Below are 760 nucleotides of genomic sequence, written 5' to 3'. Positions count from 1 at the left end.
GCCAGACCTTCGGTCTGGAGCTCGAGCTGACCGAGGGCATGCGCTTCGACAAGGGCTACGTGTCGCACTACTTCGTGACCGACCCGGAGCGCATGGAGGCCGTCTTCGACGATCCCTACATCCTCATCGCCAGCTCGAAGATCTCGGCCAACAAGGACCTCGTGCCGGTCCTCGAGCAGGTCATGCAGAGTGGCAAGCCGCTCGTCATCATCGCCGAGGACGTCGAGGGCGAGGCCCTGGCCACCCTGGTCGTCAACAAGATCCGCGGTGTGTTCAAGTCCGTGGCCGTCAAGGCTCCGGGTTTCGGTGACCGCCGCAAGGCCATGCTGCAGGACATCGCGATCCTGACCGGTGGCCAGGTCGTCTCCGAGGACATCGGCCTGAAGCTGGAGAACACCACGCTGGACATGCTGGGTCAGGCCAAGCGTGTCGTGGTGACCAAGGACGAGACCACGATCGTCGATGGTGCGGGTAACACCGATGACATCGCCGGCCGGGTGAATGAGATCCGGGTCGAGATCGACAACAGCGACTCGGACTATGACCGGGAGAAGCTGCAGGAGCGTCTGGCCAAGCTCGCCGGTGGCGTCGCCGTGATCAAGGCGGGTGCGGCCACCGAGGTGGAGCTCAAGGAGCGCAAGCACCGCATCGAGGACGCCGTCCGCAACGCCAAGGCCGCGGTCGAGGAGGGCATCGTCCCCGGTGGTGGCGTGGCGCTGCTGCAGGCGGGCACGGGCGCGTTCGACAAGATCGATCTTGA

General features: G+C 65.1%; 1 protein-coding gene. It reads left to right on the top strand.

Annotated features, from left to right (window positions below):
* On the top strand, positions 1–760 hold a 760-nt coding region (gene groEL, locus ABEA10_RS49740), incomplete at both ends, for a chaperonin GroEL (protein ID WP_345475724.1).

The sequence above is a fragment of the Actinoallomurus oryzae genome, assembly GCF_039541955.1.
Lineage (GTDB): Bacteria > Actinomycetota > Actinomycetes > Streptosporangiales > Streptosporangiaceae > Actinoallomurus > Actinoallomurus oryzae.
Note: the sequence above shows the minus strand (reverse complement) of the source record. Positions and strands in the feature narration are given on the sequence as shown.